Source organism: Streptomyces sp. NPDC048637 (assembly GCF_040650675.1).
Taxonomy (GTDB): domain Bacteria; phylum Actinomycetota; class Actinomycetes; order Streptomycetales; family Streptomycetaceae; genus Streptomyces.
Genome location: NZ_JBEZHQ010000002.1, coordinates 451,021 through 474,805, shown reverse-complemented (window position 1 = coordinate 474,805; position 23,785 = coordinate 451,021). Strand labels below are relative to the sequence as shown.

Below are 23,785 nucleotides of genomic sequence, written 5' to 3'. Positions count from 1 at the left end.
GAGCGGCAGCGCAGCAGAGGCCGCACCGTGCGGGCCAGGGACGGCACCGGCTGCGGTGCGGTGGAGAAGAGATGGTTCGGGTGCCCTGACGGCGGAAGCAGGCGAGGGCCTCGGGGCGGGCCGGTGCCCGCCGTTCGCTGTGACGGCAACGCCTGGTCTGACATCGCCCCACTGGGACTACGCATCGCGGTGCGGCCTCAGCCGGGCCGTTTTCCTGAATCCGGATGCCGGCAGAGCTCTACCACACGCGGAAAACCCCAGCTCAGCAAGCGAAATGGCTTCAATAGCGCACTGAAACCCGAGGTTCTTAGCCTCCCGTCGGTGATGTGCCGCGTTTCTGCTGATGCACAAGGAGTTCCCCGATGAGTGGTCCGAAGGCCCAGGCGCAGTGGCAGGGATGGGAGCGGCCGTTCGCCGCGCTGACGCTTCCCGAGCTCTTCGAGGACCAGGTTCGGCGTACTCCTGACGCCCCGGCCCTCGGCTGTGGTGACGAGCAGCTCACCTACCGGGAGGTGAACGCCCGCGCCAACCGGCTGGCCCGGCTGCTGACGGAGCGGGGTGTGGGCCCCGAGCGGATCGTGGCGGTCCTGGTGCCCCGCTCCCTCGATCTCGTGGTGTCACTGCTGGCGGTGGCGAAGACCGGTGCCGCCTATCTGCCGATGGACACCGACTACCCGGCGGACCGCGTCGCCTTCATGCTGTCCGACGCCCGCCCGGCCTGCCTGCTCACCACGGCCGCGGCCGGTGCGGCGGCGGAGGGCTTCGACGGGCGGGCCGTGCTGCTGGACGACCCCGCCGTGGCGCAGGCGCTGTCCCGGGCCGCGGAGACGGACCTCGGTGACGGGGAGCGAATATCGCCGCTGCGTCCGGAGCACCCCGCCTACGTCATCTACACCTCGGGCTCCACCGGCGTGCCCAAGGCGGTGATGATCGAGCACCGTGCGCTCGCCGACTATCTCGGCTGGTCGCGGCGGACGTACCCGAGCGCCCGCGGCACCTCGCTGTGGCACTCGTCGGTGTCCTTCGACATGACCGTCACCTCGCTGTGGGTGCCGCTGGTCACCGGCGGCCGGGTGCTGGCGGGCCCGCTGGAGGAGGACGCGTTCGGCGGAGCGCCGGAGTGCACCTTCCTCAAGGCCACCCCCAGCCATCTGCCGCTGCTCGATGTGCTCCCGGCGGGCTTCTCCCCCACGGAGGAGCTGATGCTGGGCGGTGAGGCGCTGATCGGTTCCGTGCTGGACGGGTGGCGGCGGCGTCACCCGGCGGCCACGGTGCTGAATGTGTACGGGCCGACCGAAGTGACCGTCAACGCGGCCGAGTTCCGGCTGGAGCCCGGTGAGCCGACCCCTGACGGTGTGCTGCCGCTGGGCCGGCTGATGGACAACGCGCGCGGTTATGTCCTCGACGCCGCTCTGCAGCCGGTCGGTGAGGGCGTCGCGGGTGAGCTCTACATCGCCGGACCGGGGCTGGCGCGGGGTTATCTGGGGCGGCCGGGCCTGACGTCGGAGCGGTTCGTCGCCGATCCGTACGGAGCGCCGGGCAGCCGGATGTACCGCACGGGCGACCTGGCGCGCTGGCGGGCCGACGGCCAGCTGGAGTTCCTCGGCCGGACCGACCACCAGGTGAAGGTGCGCGGGCACCGGGTGGAGCTGGGGGAGATCGAGGCGGTGCTGATGCGGCACCCGCGGGTCTCCCGGACCGTGGTGCTGGTCCGCGAGGACCGCGAGGGCGACCAGCGGATCGTCGCCTATGTGACGGGGGTGGGGGATGCGGAAGCGCCCGACCCGGCGGCGCTGCGGGAGCTGGTCGGGGCATCGCTGCCCGACTACATGGTCCCCTCGGCCGTGGTCGTGCTGGAACAGTGGCCGCTGACGCCCAACGGCAAGGTCGACCGCGCCCAACTGCCCGCTCCCGACTACGCCTCCCACACGGAGAGCGGCGGACGGGCGCCCCGCAACTCCGCCGAGGAAACCCTCATCACGCTCTTCGCCGAGGTCCTGGGCCTGCCCGCCGTCACCATCGACGACGACTTCTTCCACCTCGGCGGGCACTCCCTGCTCGCCACCCGCCTCATCAGCCGTATCCGCACCACCCTGCACGCCGAAATCCCGCTCCGCGCGCTCTTCGAGCACCCCACCGTCGCCGGACTCGCGCCCCAGCTCGCCGGCGCACACACGGCACGCAGCCCCCTCACGGCCACCACCCCGCGCCCGCCGCACCTTCCGCTCTCCCCCGCCCAGCGCCGCCTCTGGTTCGCCTACCAGCTCGAAGGCCCCAGCCCCACCTACAACATCCCCCACGCCTTCCGGCTCAGCGGCTCGCTCGACCACCCCACCCTGGCCACCGCCCTGGCCGACCTCACCGACCGGCACGAGCCGCTCCGCACCCGCATCACCGAACACGACGGCGAACCCCAGCAGACCGTCCTCCCCGCCGGTCAGGCGCGCCCCGGTCTCCCCCTCCTCGACACCACCGAGGACCAGCTCCCCCACCACCTCGCCGAACAGGCCGCCCACGCCTTCGACCTCAGCCGCGAGAACCCGTTCCGCGCGGCCCTCTTCCGCCTGGGCGAGCACGAGCACGTCCTGCTGCTCCTCACCCATCACATCGCCAGCGACGGCTGGTCCACGGCGCCCCTTCTCAAGGACCTCGCCACCGCCTACACCGCGCGCCACGACGGCACGGCACCCACCTGGCAGCCCCTCACCGTCCAGTACGCCGACTACACCCTTTGGCAGCAGGAGATACTGGGCTCCGAAGACGACCCCGCGAGTCTCGCGAGTCAGCAACTCGACTTCTGGCGTGAGCAGTTGACGGGTCTGCCGGAGCTGCTGGAGCTGCCGCTCGACCGGCCCCGTCCCGCTGTCGCCGGCCATCGCGGCGCGAGCGTGCGCTTCGCCCTGGACGACGAGCTGCACCAGGGTGTGGCGCGGCTGGCACGGCAGTGTGATGTCACCGTCTTCATGGTCTTCCAGGCCGCGGTCGCCGCGTTGCTGTCGCGCCTCGGTGCGGGCACCGACATTCCCCTGGGCACCGCCGTCGCCGGACGCACCGACGACGCCCTCGACGACCTGGTGGGCTTCTTCGTCAACACGCTGGTGCTGCGCACCGACGTCTCCGGCGACCCGAGCTTCCGCGAACTCCTCACCCGGGTACGGGAAACCGACCTGGCCGCCTACGCCCACCAGGACGTGCCCTTCGAGCGCGTCGTCGAGGCGGTCAACCCGGCGCGCACGCTCTCGCACACCCCGCTGTTCCAGACGATGCTCACCTCGCAGAACATCCCGGACCACAGCCCCGCCCCGGCCGGCCTCGACACCGCGCCCGAGGACGTGCCCCGGCGGACCGCACGGTTCGACCTGTCCTTCCACACCTGGGAGCGGAAGGCCGCCGACGGCTCATTGGCGGGGGTGGACGGTCTGCTGGAGTACGCCACCGACCTCTTCGACCGGGCCACCGCCGAGGCGCTGGCCGCCCGGCTGGTCCGGCTGCTCGGCGCGGCCATCGCCGGGCCCGACCTGCCGGTCGGGGAGCTGAATCTGCTGACCTCCGGCGAGCGGGACCGGCTGCTGCACGAGTGGCAGGGCGAGCCGCGCGAACTGTCCGGGCGGACGGTTCCGGAGCTGTTCGAGGACCGGGCCGCGCAGCTGCCGGAGGCCACCGCCGTCGTGCACGAGGGCAGTGCGCTGACCTACCGCGAGCTGAACGAGCGGGCCAACCGGCTGGCCCGGGTGCTGGCCGCGCGGGGCGTGGGGCCGGAGAGTTATGTCGCCGTGGCGATGCCGCGGTCGGTGGAGCTGGTGGTCGCGCTGCTGGCCGTGCTGAAGGCCGGTGGCGCGTATCTGCCGCTGGATCCGTCTTACCCGGCGGACCGGCTCGGCTTCATGCTGGCGGACGTGGACCCGGTGCTGGTGCTGACCGGGCGCGGGGTGATGGAGGACGTCCCGGCTCCGTGCCCGCTGCTGCGGCTCGACGAGCCCGGTACGGCCGCCGAGGTGGCGGCGCGGTCCGCCGCCGACCTCACCGACGCGGACCGCAACGGCCCGCTGTCGCTGGACAACGCCGCCTTCGTGATCTTCACCTCCGGCTCCACCGGCCGCCCCAAGGGCGTCACGGTCCAGCACCGCTCCCTCGACGGCTATCTGTCCTGGACCCGGTCCGCCTACCCCGGCGTCGCGGGCACCGCGCTGGTGCACTCGCCCGTCGCCTTCGACCTCACCGCGACCGGCCTGTTCGCGCCGCTCACCTCGGGCGGCTGTGTGCACCTGGTCGAGCTGGACGCGTCCAGCGCGGCGGCCGACGGCCAGGAGAGCCCCAGCTTCGTCAAGGCGACCCCGAGCCATCTGCCGCTGCTGATCGAGCTTCCCGACGCCTTCTCGCCCGACGAACAGCTGGTGCTCGGCGGGGAATCGCTGATGGGCGAGGTGCTGGACGAGTGGCGGGGGCGGCACCCCGGGGCGACCGTCATCAACGAGTACGGTCCGACGGAGACCACCGTCGGCTGCTCGGAGTACCGGATCGAGCCGGGGGACACCGTCCCGGCGGGTGTGGTCACCATCGGCCGGCCCGTCTGGAACACCCAGATGTTCGTGCTGGACGCGCGGCTGCAGCCCGTCCCGGTGGGCAGCCCCGGTGAGCTGTACATCGCCGGGGACCTGGTGACCCGCGGCTATCACCGGCGTCCCGGCCTGACCTCCACCCGCTTCGTCGCCAACCCCTTCGGTCCGCCCGGCAGCCGGATGTACCGGTCGGGTGACCTCGGCAGGTGGCGGGCGGACGGGCAGCTGGAGTTCATCGCCCGCGTCGACGACCAGGTCAAGCTCCGGGGCTTCCGGATCGAGCTCGGTGAGATCGAGGGCGTCATCGGCGCCCACCCCGAACTCGCCCAGGCCGCGGTGATCGTGCGGGAGGACCGGCCCGGCGACAAACGTCTGGTCGGCTACGTGGTCCCCGCCCCCGGGTGCTCCCCGGACCCGGCGGCGCTGCGCCGGTACGCCGCCCGGCAGCTGCCCGACTACATGGTGCCGGTGGCCTTCGTCCTGCTCGACGAGCTGCCGCTGACCGTCAACCGGAAGCTGGACCGCAGGGCACTGCCGGTGCCCGACTACGGCTCGGCGCGTGCCCCGGGCCGGGGTCCGCGCACCGCGCACGAGGAGATCCTGAGCGGCGCGTTCGCCGAGGTCCTGGGCCTGCCGCGGGTGGGCGTGGACGACAACTTCTTCGATCTGGGCGGCCATTCGCTGCTGGCGACCCGGCTGATCGCCGGGCTGCGCGGCACGCTGGGCGTCGAACTGTCCATCCGGGCGGTGTTCGAAACGCCCACGGTGGCGGGGCTCGCGGCCCGGCTCGCCGAGGCGGAGCGGGCCCGTCCCGCGCTGGTGGCGGCGGACCGCCCGGAGCGGGTGCCGCTGTCGTTCGCCCAGCGGCGGCTGTGGTTCATCCACCGTCTCCAGGGCTCCAGCGTCACCTACAACATCCCCACCTGGATCCGGCTGACCGGTCCGCTGGACCACGACGCGCTGCGGGCCGCGGTCGCGGACGTGGTGGCGCGGCACGAGGTGCTGCGCACCGTCTACCCGGAGGAGGCCGGTGAGCCGTATCAGCAGGTCCTGCCGGCCGGTGAGCTCACCCCGGAGGTGACCTTCGTCCCGGTGGCGGGGGAGGCGGAGCTGACCGAGGCGCTCGCGCGGGCGGCCCTGCATCCCTTCGGGCTGGTCGGTGAACTCCCGCTGCAAGTCAGGGTGTTCTCGCTGAACGAGCGGGAGCACGTACTGGCGGTGGTGATGCACCACATCGCGAGCGACGGCTGGTCCATGGCGCCGCTGGCCCGCGATCTGTCGGAGGCGTACGGCGCGCGCCTCGCGGGCGAGCGCCCGGTGCGGGCCGCGCTGCCCGTCCAGTACGCGGACTACGCGCTGTGGCAGCGGGAGCTGCTGGGATCACAGGACACCCCGGGCAGCGTGCTCTCGCAGCAGCTGGCGTTCTGGGAACGTGAGCTGGCCGGCGCTCCCGAGCTGATCGCACTGCCGCTGGACCGGCCCCGCCCCGCGGTGGCCAGTCACCACGGCGGCAGTGTGCAGCTGGAGCTGGACCCCGAGCTGCACCGTCAGCTGGTCGCGCTGGCCCGGAGTTCCGGCGCCACGCTGTTCATGGTGCTGCACGCGGCGATCGCCGCGCTGCTGTCGCGGCTCGGGGCCGGCAGTGACATCCCGGTCGGTACCGCCGTGGCGGGCCGTACGGACGAGGCGCTGGACGATCTCGTCGGGTTCTTCATCAACACGCTGGTGCTGCGCACCGATCTGTCCGGGGACCCGACGTTCCGCGAGCTGCTGGCCCGCGCGCGGAAGACCGACCTGGCGGCCTACGCCCACCAGGATGTGCCCTTCGAGCGGGTCGTCGAGGCGGTCAACCCGGACCGGGTGCTGTCCCATTCACCGCTGGTCCAGGTCGTGACGACGCTCCAGAGCTACCAGCAGGGCGCCCTGGACTTCCCCGGCGCGGAGGCGACCGCCCCGAAGGTCACCAACGAGATCGCCAAGTTCGACCTGATCTTCTTCTGGGAGGAGCGGCAGGACGCGGACCTGGTCCCGGACGGGATCGGTCTCGAAGTGAAGTACGCGACCGACCTGTTCGACCACCGGACCGTGGTGAACGTCGCGGACCGGCTGCTGCGGGTGCTGCGGGCGGCCGTCGCCGACCCGGACCGCCCGGTCGGACAGATCGAGATCCTCGCTCCGCAGGAGCGCGACCAGCTGCTCTCCGGCTGGAACGACACCACCCGCGGCGGGGCCGGGGCGACCCTGCCCGCGCTCTTCGAGGCACAGGTGGCCGGCGCTCCGGACGCCGCGGCGCTGGTCCACCGGGACGGTACCTACAGCTACGCGAAGGTGGCGGAGCGGGTGAACCGGCTGGCCCGGCTGCTGGTGCAGCAGGGCGTGGGCCCGGAGCGGGTGGTGGCGCTGGCGCTGCCGAAGTCGGCCGACCTGATCGTGGCCATGCTGGCCGTGGTCACGGCGGGCGGGGCGTATCTGCCCGTCGACCCGGAGTACCCGGCCGAGCGGATCGCCCACATGCTCGACGACTCCCGCCCCACCTGCCTGATCACCCTCACCCACACCCCCCTCCCCGAAACCGGCTGCCCCCGCCTCCTCCTGGACGACCCCACCGTCATCGCCGACCTCAACGACCAGCCCACCGCACCCCTCGGCGCCCGCGCCCACCTCCACCACCCCGCCTACGTCATCTACACCTCCGGCTCCACCGGCCGCCCCAAGGGCGTCGAGGTCACCCACGCCGGTGTGGCCGACCTGTCCGCCTCCGCGCGGGAGAACTACCTGCTCGACGGCGACAGCCGGGTGCTGCAGCTCTCCTCGCCCAGCTTCGACGCCTCGGTGATCGAGCTGGTCATGGCGCTCACCACCGGCGCCGCCCTGGTGGTCCCGGACGGGCAGCCGCTGGCCGGTGAGGCGCTGGCCGAGGTCCTGCGGGACGCACGGATCACCCACACCCTGATCCCGCCGGCCACCCTGGCGACCATCCCAGACGGTGACTTCCCGGACCTGCGCACGCTGGTGACCGGCGCCGACGCGGTGAGCGTCGAGCTGGCGGGCCGCTGGGCCACCCGGTACCGCATGATCAACTCGTACGGTCCGACCGAGTCCACCGTCGCCGCCACGATGAGCCGCCCGCTGTCCGGCGAGGGCGTCCCGCCCATCGGTGTCCCGGTCGCCAACACCCGGGTGTATGTGCTGGACGCGGGGCTGCGGCCGGTGCCGGCCGGGATCCCCGGTGAGCTGTACCTCGCCGGGCACGGCCTGGCGCGCGGCTACCGGAACCGGGCGGCGCTGACCGCGGAGCGCTTCGTGGCGAACCCGTACGGGGCGCCCGGGGAGCGGATGTACCGCACCGGGGACCTGGTGCGCTGGCGCGCCGACGGCGAGCTGGAGTACGTCGGCCGGACCGACGCCCAGGTGAAGGTGCGCGGCTTCCGCATCGAACTCGGTGAGATCGAAGCGGTGCTCGACGCCCATCCGCGGGTCAAGCAGACGGTGGCGCTGGTCCGCGAGGACAGCCCCGGCGACAAGCGCATCGTGGCCTACACCGAGCTGCTCCCGGAGCTGTCCGGCCCGCTGCCCGCCGAAGATCTGCTGGAGCAGATCTCCGGCAGCCTGCCCCGGCACATGGTGCCGTCCGCGGTCGTCGTGGTGGAGCAGTGGCCGCTGATGCCGAACGGCAAGGTCGACCGCAAGGCGCTGCCCGTTCCGGGCCGGCCGGCACCGTCCGCCGGGCACCAGGCACCGCGGACACCGCGCGAGGAGACGCTCTGCGCGCTCTATGCCGAGCTGCTCGGGCTGCCGGAGGTCGGCATCCACGACAGCTTCTTCCGGCTGGGCGGGCACTCCCTGCTGGCGACCCGGCTGATCAGCGGGGTCCGGGCCGCGCTCGGCGCCGAGGTCACCGTCCGGACGATCTTCGAGAATCCGACGGTCGCCCAGCTCGCGCAGCAGCTCGACGGCGCCCGCAAGGCGCGTCCTTCGCTCCGTTCCATGCGCCGCCGCCCGTCCTGAACCTCCGGTGGTGCAGTCCGCCCGGCCGGTCCCTTTTTGTCAGTTCCTGGAGGAGTCCGCTTTGTTCCCCATGTCGTTCGCCCAGCGCCGGCTGTGGTTCGCGTTCCAGCTGGAGGGACCCAGCCCGACGTACAACTGCCCCCTGTACGTCCGCCTGGCGGGCGAGCTGAACCGGGACGCGCTGGTGGCGGCGGTCGCGGACGTGACCGGCCGGCACGAGGTGCTGCGGACCCGGTTCGCGGAGCAGGCCGGTGAGCCCTGCCAGGTCGTACTGTCCCCCGAGGAGGGGCGCCCGGAGGTCCGGCTCGTGGAGCTGGCCGGGGAGGCGGAGCTGACCGAGGCGCTGGCCGGGCAGGCGCGGCACTGCTTCGACCTCACCACCGAGATCCCGCTGCGCGTCACGCTCTACCGGGTCTCCGAGCGGGAGCACGTACTGCTGCTGCTGATGCACCACATCGCGGCCGACGGCTGGTCGATGGGGCCGCTGGCCCGCGATCTGTCGGAGGCGTACGCCGCCCGGTGCGCGGACGCCGGGCCGGAGTGGGAGCCGCTGCCGGTCCAGTACGCCGACTACGCGCTGTGGCAGCAGGACGTCCTGGGCTCCGAGGACGACCCGGAGAGCCTGCTGTCGGAGCAACTCGGCTACTGGCAGCGTCAGTTGGCGGGCGCACCGGAACTTCTCGAACTGCCGCTGGACCACCCGCGTCCGGCGGTGGCCGGCCATCAGGGTGCGACCGTCCGCTACACCCTGGACGCCGGCCTCCACCAGCGGCTGGTGGAGCTGGCCCGCGCCTGCGACGCCACGGTCTTCATGGTCGTCCAGGCCGGACTCGCGGTGCTGCTGTCGCGGCTCGGTGCCGGCAGCGACATCCCGGTCGGTACCGCCGTGGCGGGCCGTACGGACGAGGCGCTGGACGATCTCGTCGGCTTCTTCGTCAACACCCTGGTGCTGCGCACCGATGTCTCCGGCGACCCGACCTTCCGGGAGCTGGTGGCCCGGGTCCGGGACACCGACCTGGCGGCCTACGCCCAGCAGGACGTGCCCTTCGAGCGGGTCGTGGAGGCGGTCAACCCGAGCCGGTCGCTGTCCCACACCCCGCTCTTCCAGGTGCTGCTGACCCTCCAGAGCAATGCGGACAGCACCTTCTCCCTCCCGGGCATCGAGGCCTCCTTCGGTGATGTGGCAACCGGGGTCGCCAAGACGGATCTCACCTTCTACCTGGAGGAGCGGTACACCCCGCAGCAGGCTCCGGCGGGCATGGCCGGCGAGATCCAGTACGCCGTCGACCTGTTCCGGGAGGAGAGCGCGGAGATCCTGGCACAGCGTCTGATCCGGGTGCTCGAAGCGGTGACCGCCGCCCCGGACCGCGCCGTGAGCCAGGCTCCGGTCCTCGACGCGGCCGAGCACCGGCAGCTGGTCGTGGTGCGCAACGCGACCGACCGCGCGGTCCCGCAGGCGACGATGCCGGAGCTCTTCGACACCTGGGCCGCCGGCGATCCGCAGGCGCCCGCCGTGGTGTTCGAGGACCTCGTGCTGAGTTACGCCGAGGTGGCGGAGCGGGCGAACCGGCTGGCCCGGCTGCTGGTGCAGCAGGGCGTGGGCCCGGAGCGGGTGGTGGCGCTCGCCCTGCCGCGCTCACCGGAGATGGTGGTGGCGGCGCTGGCGGTGCACAAGGCGGGCGGGGCGTATCTGCCCGTCGACCCGGAGTACCCCGCCGAGCGGATCGCCTACATGCTCGACGACGCCCGTCCCACCTGCCTGATCACCCGTACCGGCGTCCCCCTCCCCGAAACCGGCTGCCCCCGCCTCCTCCTGGACGACCCCACCGTCATCGCCGCCCTGAACGAGCAACCCGCCACACCTCTCGGCCCCCGCGCCCACCTCCAGCACCCCGCCTACGTCATCTACACCTCCGGCTCCACCGGCCGCCCCAAGGGCGTCGAGGTCACCCACGCCGGAGTGGCGTCGCTGGCGGCCACCCACGCCGAGGCCTTCGCGGTGGGGCCCCGGTCCCGGGTGCTCCAGTTCGCGTCGCTGAGCTTCGACGCGGCGGCCTGGGAACTGATCATGGCGCTCACCACCGGCGCCGCGCTGGTGGTGGCACCCGCGCCGCGGCTGGCACCCGGCGAGCCACTGGCCCGGCTGCTGGCGGAACAGCGGGTCACCCATGCCACCCTGCCGCCCGCCGCGCTCGGCGTCATGGCGCCGGACAGTCTGCCGGCCGGGATGACGCTGGTGGTGGCGGGCGAGGCCTGCGCCCCGGAGCTGGTTGGCCGCTGGTCGGCCGGGCGACGGATGGTGAACGCCTACGGCCCGACCGAGGCCACGGTCTGCGCCACCATGAGCGAGCCGCTGACGGGCGCCCAGGTGCCGCCGATCGGCGGCCCGATCCTCAATGCGCGCGTCTATGTCCTGGACGCGTCGCTGCGTCCGGTGCCCGCGGGGGTCGCGGGCGAGCTGTATGTCACGGGCCCCGGGCTCGCGCGGGGTTATCTGGGGCGTCCGGGGCTGACCTCGGAGCGGTTCGTCGCCGATCCGTACGGCGCCCCGGGCAGCCGGATGTACCGCACGGGCGACCTGGCACGGTGGCGCGCCGACGGCCAGCTGGAGTTCCTCGGCCGCACCGACCACCAGGTCAAGATCCGGGGCTTCCGCATCGAACTCGGCGAGATCGAGGCGGCGCTCAGCGCCACCGGGCTGGTGGCCGAGGCGCTGGTCACAGTGCATGACGCGGCTGCCACCGGGCGCCGGCTGGTGGCCTATGTGACGGGTGCGGGGGATACGGAAGCGCCCGACCCGGCGGCGCTGCGGGAGCTGGTCGGGGCAGCACTGCCCGACTACATGGTCCCCTCGGCCGTGGTTGTCCTGGAGCAGTGGCCGCTGACGCCCAACGGCAAGGTCGACCGCGCCCAACTGCCCGCTCCCGACTACGCCTCCCACGCGGAGAGCGGCGGACGGGCCCCGCGCAACGCCACCGAGGAAACCCTCAGCACCCTCTTCGCCGAGGTCCTGGGCCTGCCCGCCGTCACCATCGACGACAGCTTCTTCCACCTCGGCGGGCACTCCCTCCTCGCCACCCGCCTCATCAGCCGCATCCGCGCCGTCCTGCACGCCGAGATCCCGCTCCGCGCGCTCTTCGAGCACCCCACCGTCGCGGAACTCGCCCCCCAGCTCACCACCGCACACACGGCCCGCACCCCCCTCACCGCCACCACCCCCCGCCCCGCACACCTCCCGCTCTCCCCCGCCCAGCGCCGCCTCTGGTTCGCCTACCAGCTCGAAGGCCCCAGCCCCACCTACAACATCCCCCACGCCCTGCGCCTGACCGGGCCGCTCGACCACACCACCCTCACCCAGGCCCTCGCCGACCTCACCGACCGGCACGAGACCCTGCGCACCCGCATCACCGAGCACGACGGGGAGCCCCGGCAGACCGTCGTCCCCGCCGAGCAGGCACGCCCCGAACTCCCCCTCGTCCCCACCACCGAGGACCAACTCCCCCACCACCTGGCCGAACAGGCCACCCACGCCTTCGACCTCACCCACGAGAACCCGCTCCGCGCCACCCTCTACCGCCTGGGCGACCAGGACCACGTCCTGCTGCTCCTCCTGCACCACATCGCGGGCGACGGCTGGTCGATCGCCCCGCTCCTCAACGACCTGTCCACCGCCTACCGCGCGCGCCACCAGGGCACCGCCCCCACCTGGCAGCCCCTCACCGTCCAGTACGCCGACTACACCCTCTGGCAGCAGGAGATCCTAGGCTCCGAAGACGACCCGGAGAGCCTGATATCAGGCCAACTGGACTACTGGCGTGAGCAGTTGGAGGGCGCTCCGGGGCTTCTGGAGCTGCCGCTGGACCACCCCCGCCCCGCCGTCGCCTCCCACCGGGGCAGCACGGTCGAGCTGGCCGTCGACGCTGAGGTCCACCAGGGGCTGGTCGCGCTCGCGCAGGCCACGGACTCCACGCTGTTCATGGTGGTGCACACGGCGGTCGCCGCCCTGCTGTCGCGGCTCGGTGCGGGCACCGACATCCCCCTGGGCACCGCCGTCGCCGGACGCACCGACGACGCCCTCGACGACCTCGTCGGCCTGTTCATCAACACCCTGGTGCTGCGCACCGACGTCTCCGGCGACCCGACCTTCCGCGAACTTCTCGCCCGGGTAAGGGAAACCGATCTGGCCGCCTACGCCCACCAGGACGTGCCCTTCGAGCGCGTCGTCGAGGCCGCGCAGGTCTCCCGGGTGCTCTCGCACATCCCGCTGGCCCAGGTGATGCTGCACCTCCAGAACAATGCGGACGCGCCGATCGGCCTGCACGACGACGTGCGGATGGTGACCGAGCCGACCACGCTGGAGGCGGCCAAGTCCGATCTGTCCTTCGGCCTGCGCGAACGGTTCACCGAGGCCGGTGAACCCGCGGGCCTGACCGGCTCCCTGGAGTATGCCGAGGATCTCTTCACGCGTGAGGGGGCGCGGGCCCTCACCGAGCGGCTGGTACGGATGCTGACGGCCGCCGCGGCCGCACCGGACCGCGCCGTGAGCGAGGCCGACCTGCTGGCGCCCGGCGAGCGGCACCGGCTGCTGGTGGAGTGGAACGGCGACGCCGGCGAGGCGCCCCCGGCGTCGCTTCCGCAGCTGTTCGAGGCCCAGGTGGCACGTACCCCCGACGCCGTGGCCGTGGTGTACGAGGGGGCGTCGCTGACGTACCGCGAGCTCAACGCGCGGGCGAACCGTTTGGCCCGGCTGCTGGTGGCGCACGGTGCCGGCCCGGAGCGCTTTGTGGCGCTCGCGCTGCCGCGCACCGCCGACCTGGTTGTGGCGCTGCTGGCGGTGGTGAAGTCCGGGGCGGCATATGTGCCGTTGGACCCGTCCTACCCGGCGGACCGGACCTCCTACATGCTCGCCGACGCCCGCCCCGAGCTGCTGCTGAGCACCGCCGGGTCCGCGGCCGGACTGCCGGACGCCCGGCCCCGGACCCTGCTGCTGGACGACCCCGGCACCGTCCGGGCGCTGACGGAGTACGACGCGGGCGACCTGACCGACGAGGACCGCGGCGGCCCCCTGTCGCCGTCGAACGCCGCATATGTCATCTACACCTCGGGCTCGACCGGCCGCCCCAAGGGCGTCGTCGTACCGCACCGCAATGTCGCGCGGCTGTTCGCGGCGACCGAGGAGTGGTTCGCCTTCGGCCCGGACGACGTGTGGACGCTGTTCCACTCGTACGCCTTCGACTTCTCCGTGTGGGAGCTGTGGGGGCCGCTGCTGTACGGCGGCCGGCTGGTCGTGGTGCCGTACGCGGTGAGCCGTTCCCCGGAGGACTTCCTGCGGCTGCTGGCCGACGAGCGGGTGACGGTCCTCAACCAGACGCCGTCGGCGTTCTACCAGCTGATGCAGGCCGACGCGGAACATCCCGACCTCGGTGCCCAACTGGCGCTGCGCCGCGTCGTGTTCGGCGGCGAGGCGCTGGATCTGGGCCGGATGGCCGAGTGGTACCGCCGCCACGGGGACACCGCTCCGGTCCTGGTCAACATGTACGGGATCACCGAGACCACCGTGCACGTCAGCCATCTGCCGCTGGACGAGCGGGCGGTGGCCGGCCAGACGCGGAGCCTGATCGGCCAGGGCATCCCAGATCTGCGGGTCTACGTGCTGGGCGACCGGCTGGAGCTGCTGCCGCCCAACGTGCCAGGTGAGATGTATGTGGCGGGCGCCGGACCGGCCCGCGGCTATCTGCACCAGCCCGCCCTCAGCGCCGGACGGTTCGTGGCCGACCCGTTCGGCCCGCCGGGCTCCCGGATGTACCGCACCGGTGACGTGGCGCGCTGGACGGCCGACGGGCAGCTCGAATATCTCGGCCGGGCCGACGACCAGGTGAAGGTGCGCGGCTTCCGCATCGAACTCGGCGAGATCGAGGCGGCGTTCGAGTCCCACGCGGCGGTGGCGCAGGCCAGGGTCATCGTCCGGGAGGACGGGCCCGGTGAGAAGCGGCTGGTCGCCTACGCGGTCCCGGAGGCCGGGTCCGGCCCGCTCCCCGCCGCGGGCGTGCTGCGGGCGCATGTGTCCGGCGCGCTGCCGGACTACATGGTCCCGGCCGCCGTCGTAGCCCTGGACGCCCTGCCGCTGACCGCCAACGGCAAGCTCGACCACAAGGCGCTGCCCGCGCCCGAGTACACCGGCAGCACCGGCGGGCGGGCCCCGCGCACCGCCCGCGAGGAGACCCTGTGCCGGGTCTTCGCGGAGGTGCTCACCGTCGCGCACGTCGGCATCGACGACAGCTTCTTCGAGCTCGGCGGGGACAGCATCAGCTCCATCCGGCTGGTCTCCCAGGCCCGTGCCGCGGGTCTGGACGTGACGGTCCGGCAGGTCTTCCAGTGCCGTACGGTCGCCGCGCTCGCCGCCGTCGCCACGGAGATCACCGGGGACACCGCGCCGCGCCCGGCGGACGACGGGGTGGGCGACTTCCCCCTGACGCCGATCATGCACTGGCTGTACGCGCAGGACGGGCCCACGGCGGGCTTCAACCAGTCGGTGACGGTCCGGGTCCCGGCCGGGCTCGGGGAGCAGCGGCTCACCGACGCGGTACAGAGCTGGCTCGACCACCACGCGATGCTGCGGCTGCGGATGGCACGGACCGAGGACGGCTCGCCCCGGCCGGTGACCGGCCCGCCCGGGTCCGTCCCCGCGGACTCCGTCGTGCGCCGGGTGGAGATCGCCGGACTGCCGGACGGCGAACGGGACCTGGCACTCACCGAGCACGGGGAGAAGGCCCGGCTGCGGCTCTCCCCGCACGACGGGTCCGTGGTCCAGCTCGTCTGGTACGACGCCGGGGACGCGGCACCGGGACTGCTCCAGATCCTGATCCACCACCTCGCGGTGGACGGCGTCTCCTGGCGCATCCTGCTGCCGGATCTGCGGACGGCCTGGGAGGCCGCGGCGGACGGCCGGACGCCGGCGTTCCCCGAGGTGCGCACCTCGTTCCGCCAGTGGGCACAGCGGCTGGCCGAGAGCGCGCAGGAGCCCCGGTGGGAGGACGGCCTGGCGCGGTGGACGTCGGTCCTGGGCGATCCGTCGGCCGCCGGCACACTGCCCGGCGTACGGCCGCTGGACCCCCGGACCGACACCGCGGAGACCGTGCGGCATCTGACGCTCAGCCTGCCGTCTGCACGCCTCGAACCGCTGCTGACGACGGTCCCGGCGTCCTTCCACGCGAACGTGAACGATGTGCTGCTGACCGGCTTCGCCCTCGCCGTCCTGGAGTGGCGCCGCCGGCGGGGGGACCGCTCGGCCACGGGTGTCCTGGTCGACCTGGAGGGCCACGGCCGCGAGGACATCCTGGAAGGCGCGGACCTGTCCGCCACCGTCGGCTGGTTCACCAGTCTCTACCCGGCGCTGCTGGCCCCCGCGGCCCTCGACTGGGCGGAGCTGCGGGCGGGCGGCCCCGGCGTGGGAGCCGCGCTGAAGGCCGTCAAGGAGCAGCTGCGCGCGTTGCCCGGCAACGGCGTCTCGTACGGCATGCTCCGCCACCTCAACCCGCGTACCGCACCACTACTCGCCCAACTCCCCACCCCACAGCTCGGGTTCAACTACCTGGGCCGGTTCACGGCGGCGGGCGACGCCGGCGGCGGGCTGTGGACCATGGCGAGCGGTCTGCCCTCCCCCGCCCCGCGCGACACCGGGGCCGCGGCGCCGCACGCGCTGGAGGTCAACGCGATCACCGAGGACCTGCCCGGCGGCCCGCGGCTGAACGCCACCTGGTCCTGGCCGGCCGGCCTCCTCCCGGAGCCGGACGTGCAAGAACTCGCCGAGCTCTGGTTCGAGGCGCTGGACGCCCTGGTCGTCCACACCGCCGGCGCCGAAACCGGCGGCCACACACCCTCCGATCTCTCCCTCGGGCTCTCCCAGGACGAGATCGACGCACTTGAAGCAGAACTGGGGATGCTCTGATGAAAAAGCAGTCCGCGCTGGAAGACGTCCTTCCGCTGACGCCTCTCCAGGAAGGCATGTTCTTCCACTCCTGGTACGACGACGAGGCGGTCGACGTCTACGGCGTCCAGATGGTCCTCGCCCTGGAGGGACCGCTGCGCCCGGACCTGCTCAAGGCATCGGTGGCGGCGCTCCTGAAGCGGCACCCCAACCTGCGGGCGGGCTTCCGGCAGCGGGCCAACGGGCAGCCGTTCCAGGTGATCCACCGCGAGGTGCCGCTGCCCTGGGAGGAGCTCGACCTGGCGGCCCACGACGACGCCCCGCAACGGCTGGCGGAGTTCCTCACCGCCGACCGGGCCCGTCGTTTCCCGCTCGACCGTCCGCCGCTGATGCGCTTCACCCTGGTGCGGCTCGGGCCGGACCGGCACCGGCTGGTGGTCTCCAACCATCATCTGCTGCTGGACGGCTGGTCCACCCCGGTCCTCGTACGGGAGCTGTTCACCCTCTACGAGCACGGGGGCGACGACCGCGCCCTGCCGCCGGTCGTGCCGCACCGGAACTACTTCAGCTGGCTGGCCGCCCAGGACGACGCCGGCTGCGAGCGGGCGTGGCAGCAGGCGCTCGACGCCCTGCCCGGTCCCTCGCTGGTGGCGCCCGCCGACCCCGGCCGGGCGCCCGTCGCACCGGAGCGGGTGGTGGCCGCGTTCCCCGAGGGGTTCGGCGGTGAGCTCGACCGGTTCGCCCGGCAGCGCGGGCTGACCGTGAACACCCTGGTCCAGGGCGCCTGGGCGGTGGTCCTCGGCCGGCTCACCGGCCGCGACGACGTGGTCTTCGGGACCCTGGTCTCCGGCCGCCCGCCGGAGATCGCCGGGATCGAGACGATGGTCGGGATGTTCATCAACACCGTCCCGGTCCGGGTACGGCTCGCCCCGGGCGCCCCGGTGGCGGACAACCTCGAACGGCTCCAGGACGAACAGACCGCGCTGCTCAGCCGGCACCACCTCAGCCTCGCGCGGATCCAGCGGCTGGCCGGGACCGGCGATCTCTTCGACACCTTCATGGTGTTCGAGAACTTCCCCGGGGACGACGGCACCCGGCCCTCGTACGCGGGCGTGCGGGTCGATGTCGTCGAGGGCTATGACTCCGCGCACTACCCGCTGCGGGTGGTCGCCGGTCTCACCGGGCAGCGGCTGCAGATCGAGCTCGAATACCGTCCCGACCTCTTCGACCGGGACGAGGCCGAGGCCGTACTCGGCGCGCTGGAAGGGGTGCTGGGCCAGATCCTCGCCGGTCCCGGCCACCCCGTGGCCGACCTCGCATGCCCGCTGCCGGCCGCGTTCCGCCGGCTGGACGCCGGCGCCCCGGCTCCGGAGACCGGCACCGCCGGCGAGGCCGAGGTGCTGCCCCCGGTCGCCAGGACGGCGTACTCGGCCACCGAGGAAATCCTCCGCGGTCTCTTCGAGAGCGTGCTGGGCCGCCCGTGCCCGGGTGTCGACGACAGCTTCTTCACGCTGGGCGGGCAGTCGCTCACCGCGATCCGCCTGCTCAGCCGGATCCGCGCGGCCTTCGGCGTGGAGCTGCCGGTGCGGTCCGTCTTCGAGTCGCCGACCGTGGCCGGGCTGGCCGCGCGGCTGGCGCAGGCGGACACCACGCGCCCGGCCCTGGTGCGGGCCGCGCGCCCGGAGCGGCTGCCGATGTCGTACGCCCAGCGCGGTCTGTGGTTCGCCTTCCAGCTGGAGGGCACGAGCCCGACGTACAACATCCCGCTGCCGCTGCGCCTTCGCGGCGCGCTGGACCGGGACGCGCTGCGGGCCGCCGTGGCGGACGTGGTCGAGCGGCACGAGTCGCTGCGCACCCGGTTCGCGGACCTGGCCGGTGAGCCGTGCCAGGTGGTGCTCCCCGCCGGGGACGCCCGCCCGGAGCTGGAGTACGTCACGCTCGACGGCGAGGAGCAGCTGACCGCCGCCCTGGCCGAGCGGACCCGGTACGGATTCGACCTGGCCGCGGAACTCCCGCTGCGGGTGACGCTGCTGCGGATCTCGGACCGTGAGCATGTGCTGCTGCTCCTGATGCACCACATCGCGAGCGACGGTTCCTCGCTGGCGCCGCTGGTCCGGGACCTCTCCGTGGCGTACGGGGCGCGGCAGCGGGGCGGCGCGCCCCGGTGGCAGCCGCTGCCGGTGCAGTACGCCGACTACGCGCTGTGGCAGCGTGCGCTGCTGGGCTCCGAGGACGATCCGGAGAGCGTGCAGGCGCAGCAACTCGCCTACTGGCGCGACCAGTTGGCGGGTGCCCCGGAGCTGCTGGACCTGCCGCTGGACCGTCCTCGTCCGGCGGTCGCCAGTCACCGCGGCACGACGTCGCCGTTCGCCCTCGACGCCGCGACCCACGAGCAGCTCGTCGAGCTGGCCCGGCGGTCCGACGCCACGGTCTTCATGGTGCTCCAGGCCGGACTCGCCCTCCTGCTGTCGCGGCTCGGCGCGGGCAGTGACATTCCGGTCAGCACCGTGGTGGCGGGGCGCACCGACGAGTCGCTGGAGGAGCTGGTCGGCTACTTCGTCAACAACCTCGTGCTGCGCACCGATGTGTCGGGCGACCCGACCTTCCTGGAGCTGCTGACGCGCGTCCGCGAGACCGACCTGGCCGCGTACGCGCACCAGGACGTGCCCTTCGAGCGGGTCGTCGAGGCGGTCAACCCCACCCGGACGCTGTCCCACGCGCCGCTCGCCCAGGTGGCGCTCATCCTCCAGAACACCGGCAGCGCCACGCTGGAACTGCCGGGCCTCGACGTCTCCTTCGAGGGCGAGGCCGAAGGGGCCGCCAAGGTCGACCTCGCGTTCAACCTGAGCGAGTCCCGTACGGACGAGGGCCGCCCGGCGGGTATCGGCGGCATGCTCGAATTCGCCGCGGACCTCTTCGACCCGGCGACCGCGCGGCTGCTCACCGAGCGTCTGGCGCGGGTGCTGGCCCATGCCTGTGCCACCCCCGATCTGCCGGTCAGCCGCCTGGAGGTGCTCTCCGCCGAGGAGCGTGCCGCACTGCTCCAGGACGGGCCGCACCGGCGCACCGCCCCGCCCGCGGCCACCTTCCCCGAGCTGTTCGAGCGCCAGGTGCGCCGCGGCCCGGACCGTCCCGCGCTGGAGGCGGACGGCGTCCTCAGCTACGCGGAACTCAACGCGCGGGCCAACCGGCTGGCGCGGCTGCTGATCGCGCGCGGCGCCGGTCCCGAGCGGGCGGTCGCGGTCGCGCTGCCGCCGTCCGGGCATCTGGTGGAGGCCGTCCTCGCCGTGCAGAAGGCCGGTGCGGTCTATCTGCCGCTGGACCCGGGCTATCCGGCGGAGCGGCTGGGCGCGATGGTGTCGGACGCCGGTCCCGTCCTGCTGCTGACCACGGCCGCGCTCGCCGGGCGGCTGCCGGAGACCGGTGCGGTGCCGGTGCTGCTGGTGGACGACGCCGATGTCGCGGCCGGGTGCGCGGAACTGTCCGGCGCGGACCTCACCGACGCGGAGCGGACCGCTCCGCTGCGGCTCGCCCACCCGGCGTACACGATCTTCACGTCCGGCACCACGGGCCGCCCCAAGGGCGTCGTGGTCACCCACTCCGGCCTGGCCGCGTTCGCCGCCAACCAGGCCGCGCACTACGGCGTCGGGGAGGGCAGCCGGGCGCTGCAGCTCGCCTCGCCCAGCTTCGACGTCTCGGTGGCGGAACTCTTCTGGTCGCTGCTGTGCGGCGGGTGCCTGGTCGTGCCGGAGGGCACTCCCACGGGCGCCGAGCTGGTCGGGGTCCTCCGCGAGCGCCGGATCAGCCATCTGATGATCCCGCCGTCGGTCCTGGCCGAAGTGCCCCGGGCCGCGCTGCCGGAGCTGCGCGTGATGATCACCGGCGCGGAGGTGCTGCCCGGGGAGCTGGCCGCGTTCTGGGGCCGGGGCCGGATGCTGATCAACGCGTACGGCCCCACCGAAGCGACCTGCGATGTCAGCTTCGCGATCCGCGACCCGCGGGCCGCGGACGGGGCGGCCGACGGGGCGGCGGTCATCGGGCGTCCGATCGACGGCGCCCGGGTGTATCTGCTCGACCCGGCCCTGCAGCCGGTTCCGGCCGGTGTGGTCGGCGAGTTGTACGTCTCCGGTACCGGGGTGGCCCGCGGCTATCTGCACCAGCCGGCGGTGACCGCGGACCGCTTCGTCGCCGACCCGTTCGGCACCCCCGGGTCCCGGATGTACCGCACCGGTGACCTGGCGTACTGGGACGGCGCGGGGCAGCTCCGGTTCTGCGGCCGGGCCGACAGCCAGGTCAAGGTGCGCGGCTTCCGGATCGAACTCGGCGAGGTGCAGGCGGCGGTGAGCCGGTGCGCCGGGGTGGGCCGCGCCGTGGTGACGGTCCGCGAGGACCGGCCCGGCGACCGCCGTCTGGTGGCCTACGTCCAACAGGCCTCCGGCGAACCGCCGTTGAGCCCGGCCGCCGTACGGGACGAGACCTCCGCGCTGCTCCCCTCATACATGACGCCCTCGGCGTTCGTCGTCGTCGACAGCTGGCCGCTGACGCCCAACGGCAAGCTCGACCACCGGGCGCTGCCGGCGCCCGCCCCGGTCACCGGACAGCCCACCCGGCCGCCGGCCTCCCCGCAGGAGGAGCTGCTGTGCCGGCTCTTCGCGGAGGTCCTGGGCGCCGAACAGGTCGGCGTGGACGACAACTTTTTCGAGCTGGGCGGCCATTCGCTGCTGGCCACCCGGCTGGTGAGCCGGCTCGCGGCGCTCCTGGGAGGTGCCCCGGCGCTGCGGGACGTCTTCGCCGCACCGACCCCGGCCCGGCTCGCCGCCCAGCTCGACGGCGGCGGCACCAGCGCCTTCGAGGTGATGCTGCCGCTGCGCACGGCGGGCACCACGGCGCCGCTGTTCTGTGTGCACCCGGTCGCCGGATTCAGCTGGCGCTACTCGGCGCTGCTCGGCGCGCTGAGCAGCGAGCACCCGGTGTACGCCCTGCAGTCCCGGGGTTTGGACGGCACGGAGGCGCCCGCCCGCTCCCTCGACGAGATGGCCGGGGACTACGTCCGCGAGATCCGGCAGGTGCAGCCCGAGGGCCCGTACCACCTGCTGGGCTGGTCGCTCGGCGGGATCATGGCGCATGCGGTGGCCACCGCGCTCCAGGCGCAGGGCCAGGAAGTGGCGCTGCTCGCCGTGCTCGACGCCTACCCGGCGCCGGCCGACGGCCCCGGCACGGGCGGGCCGGCGGAGATCCTCACGCAGATGTACGAGGGCTACGCCGGGATCTACGGCCTGCCCGAGGGCGCCTCGCCGGAGCTGCCGGACACGGACGTGATGCGGGCCCGGATCACCGACTGGCTGGGCCGCGGCGAGAGCGAGCTGCGGCATCTCGACGACGGACAGCGGGCCGTGGCGCTGGACATCATGGTGAACAACGTGACGCTCACCAACGCCCGCCGGCTCGACCGGTTCCGCGGCACGATGCTGCTGGTGGTGGCCACCCGGAAGCAGCAGGAGTGGACCAGCCCGCAGGCGTGGAAGGAGTTCCTCGACGGCGAGCTGGAGATCCACGAGGTGGACTGTGAGCACGCCAGGATGCTGGAGCCGGAGCCGGCCGCCGAGATCTGCGCCGCCCTCGCGCCGCGGATCACCGGGCCGGGCAGCGCCCCGGCCGGCGCGACGGCGGGAAGCGCCCGATGACCACCTCGGTGCTCCCCGCCGCGGCGGTCCTCGGCGTCCTGGGCGGGATGGGCCCGCTGGCCTCGGCCGAGTTCCTGCGGACGCTGTACGCGGGCGAGTGGCACGGGCCGGAACAGTCCCGTCCGCGGGTGCTGCTGGACTCCGACCCGGCCTTCCCCGACCGCACCGAGGCCATCCGGCAGGGCCGGGCCCGGGAGATGACCGAGCGGCTGGAGGACCGGCTGTCCCAGCTGCTGGAGCGGGGCGCCGACCAGGTGGTCGTGGTGTGCTTCACCGCGCACCACTTCCTCCCGCTGGTCGATCCGGTGCTGCGCGGGCGGGTGGTGTCCCTGGTGGAGACCACGGCGGCGGAACTGGCCGGTGCCACCGGCCGGTTCCTGATGCTCTCCACGGAGGGCAGCCGCCGGGCGCGGATCTTCGAGTCGCAGCCCGGCTGGGACACCGTGGCCCACCGGGTGGTCCGCCCCGACGAGGACGATCAGGCCCGGGTCCACCGGCTGATCTACCGGATGAAGCGCTACGGTCCGCTGCCGCAGGAGGCGCTGCCGGAGGTGGAGCGCCTCATGCAGCGCCACGACTGCACCGGCGTCGTGCTCGGCTGCACCGAGTTCCACCTGGTGTCGCGGGACCTGACGGAACGGTACGGCCCGGACCGGACGGTGGACGCCCTGCGCACCCTCGCCGTCCGCTTCTCGGCGGGTCTGCCGTCCCCTCAGCGGCTGGTGAGCAGCCTGCCCACCTCGGCCACCAGATAAGGGGCCTGCTCCAGCAGGTAGAAGTGGTCACCGGACAGGATCTGCAGCCCGAAGTCCCCGTCCGTCACCTCCGACCAGGCCCGCATGTCCGCCTCGTGGACATGCGGGTCACGGTCGCCGAGCAGGGCGGTCACCGGCACCCCGAGCCGGGGCGGCGGATCAGCCGGCCGGTAGTCGTCGATCAGCCGGTAGTCGGAGCGGATGGCGGGCAGCAGCAGCTCCCGCAGATCGGGATGGTCGAGGGCGGCGGAGAACGTACCGCCGAGCTCCATGACATCGCGCACCAGCACCTCGTCGCTCTCCCGGGAGAGCCCGGTGGGCCGCAGCCGGGACGGTGCGCTGCGGCTGGAGACCAGCAGTCTGCTCAGCACCCGCCCGTGGCGCCGCTCGATCCGCATCGCCACCTCGTGCGCGACCGACGCCCCCATGCTGTGCCCGAAGAACGCGAGCGGCCGGTCCAGGGCGGGCACCAGCTCCTCGGCGATGCGGTCGGCGAGCTCGTCCATCGCCTCGACGGAGGGCAGCGCTATCCGGTCCTCCCGGCCGGGATAACAGACCGCGGCCAGTTCGATGTCCGCCGGCAGCCACTGCGGCCAGTCACGGAAGAAACTGGCCGCGCCACCGGCGTGCGGAAAGCACACCAGCCGCAGCCGGGGGTCCGTCACGGGCCGGGGACGGCGGAACCAATCCTGGTCAAGGGCGCGGTGCGGCCCCCTCGCGGCGCGGGAAACAGTCATGTTCAACCCTTCGGGGAGATACGGCACAGGGGAGGTACGACCGGGGCCGGACTCGGCCGGGGACGATAGCGGACACCCCTATCGACGCCGTATCAAGATCCGCCGACGGCACGGA

5 protein-coding genes are annotated in these 23,785 nt (G+C 73.3%); 4 read left to right on the top strand and 1 reads right to left on the bottom strand.

The window, feature by feature from the left end:
* Window positions 1-362 precede the first annotated feature (362 nt).
* The 4 genes from AB0C46_RS04880 to AB0C46_RS04865 all read left to right on the top strand — a co-directional run bounded on the left by AB0C46_RS04880 (window position 363) and on the right by AB0C46_RS04865 (window position 22,933).
* On the top strand, window positions 363-8,567 hold the full coding sequence (locus AB0C46_RS04880; protein WP_362825693.1) for an amino acid adenylation domain-containing protein: 8,205 nt from the start codon (window positions 363-365) through the stop codon (window positions 8,565-8,567).
* Window positions 8,568-8,637: 70 nt separating this feature from the next.
* Window positions 8,638-16,515: an amino acid adenylation domain-containing protein gene (locus AB0C46_RS04875; protein ID WP_362825810.1), complete on the top strand. Its 7,878-nt coding sequence runs from the start codon at window positions 8,638-8,640 to the stop codon at window positions 16,513-16,515.
* Complete coding sequence (locus AB0C46_RS04870; RefSeq protein WP_362825692.1) at window positions 16,515-22,178, top strand: amino acid adenylation domain-containing protein; 5,664 nt, start codon at window positions 16,515-16,517, stop codon at window positions 22,176-22,178. Before AB0C46_RS04875 ends, AB0C46_RS04870 begins: the two co-directional genes overlap by 1 nt.
* A complete protein-coding gene (locus tag AB0C46_RS04865) occupies window positions 22,175-22,933 on the top strand; it encodes an amino acid racemase (protein WP_362825691.1) in 759 nt (252 codons plus the stop codon). The genes AB0C46_RS04870 and AB0C46_RS04865 overlap by 4 nt, the downstream gene beginning before the upstream one ends.
* On the opposite strand, the gene AB0C46_RS04860 is transcribed toward AB0C46_RS04865, so the two are convergent.
* Window positions 22,891-23,670 (bottom strand): alpha/beta fold hydrolase, encoded by a 780-nt coding sequence (locus tag AB0C46_RS04860; RefSeq protein WP_362825689.1) that lies wholly within the window; start codon window positions 23,668-23,670, stop codon window positions 22,891-22,893. The genes AB0C46_RS04865 and AB0C46_RS04860 overlap by 43 nt on opposite strands.
* Window positions 23,671-23,785 lie beyond the last annotated feature (115 nt).

Excerpts from the sequence above, each read along its gene's own strand:
- AB0C46_RS04880 (WP_362825693.1), top strand. The coding sequence starts at position 363 with ATGAGTGGTCCGAAGGCCCAGGCGCAGTGGCAGGGATGGGAGCGGCCG.
- AB0C46_RS04875 (WP_362825810.1), top strand. The coding sequence starts at position 8,638 with ATGTCGTTCGCCCAGCGCCGGCTGTGGTTCGCGTTCCAGCTGGAGGGA.
- AB0C46_RS04870 (WP_362825692.1), top strand. The coding sequence starts at position 16,515 with ATGAAAAAGCAGTCCGCGCTGGAAGACGTCCTTCCGCTGACGCCTCTC.
- AB0C46_RS04865 (WP_362825691.1), top strand. The coding sequence starts at position 22,175 with ATGACCACCTCGGTGCTCCCCGCCGCGGCGGTCCTCGGCGTCCTGGGC.
- AB0C46_RS04860 (WP_362825689.1), bottom strand. The coding sequence starts at position 23,670 with ATGACTGTTTCCCGCGCCGCGAGGGGGCCGCACCGCGCCCTTGACCAG.